Annotated in this window: 1 protein-coding gene; it reads right to left on the reverse strand. The window is 66.6% G+C overall.

Annotated features, from left to right (window positions below):
* Nucleotides 1–285, reverse strand: a 285-nt coding sequence (locus KUM32_RS36890; protein WP_217146235.1) for an AAA family ATPase, incomplete at its 3' end; no start/stop codon positions are given.
* Between the last annotated feature and the right edge of the window lie 382 nt (nt 286–667).

The raw sequence follows: 667 nt of genomic DNA on the forward strand, positions 1-667 counted from the left end.
GTAGTCGATGGGCAGCGCGCCGTCGGCGTTGTCGATGGTGAGGGAGACCTCGGCGCGGCCGAGCGGCGGGCGGCCGGTGGTGCCGGCGAAGATGACGTCCTCCATCTTGCCGCCGCGCAGCGACTTGGCGCCCTGCTCGCCCATGACCCACGACAGGGCATCGACGACGTTGGACTTACCGGACCCGTTGGGACCCACGACGCAGGTGATGCCGGGCTCGAAGCGCAGCGTCGTGGCGGAAGCGAAGGACTTGAAACCTCGCAGGGTCAGGCTCTTGAGGTGCACGCCGTCGGACTTTACCGCTCACGCGCCGTGGGGCAGCCGTCCGCAGCGCGCGCCCAGGCGCGCCGCGGCGGCTTTTTCGGTTTCGCCGGCGAAGGTGAAGGGCACATCAGACGGTAGGGAAAACTCGAATGACTGGACGAGAAACAACGGAGCGAAACGACGAAGGGACGCCGAAGCGTCCCTTGCAGATTCTCAAGCGGGTGGCGATGCTTGCCCGACAGGTCCCCTGAGGAACCACGGGTCAGGCAAGCGCAGGCTCCGCCTGGGATACGTCGATGCTGTCGAGCAGCGAGTCGCTGTGCTGAGCGGCGGCGGACAGCGCGTCATTTTCGGCCTGCATCCGAATGAGCTCGGATTCCAGGTCCTGTACGCGCTGCTGATG

The sequence above is a fragment of the Streptomyces sp. AC627_RSS907 genome (assembly GCF_019049165.1).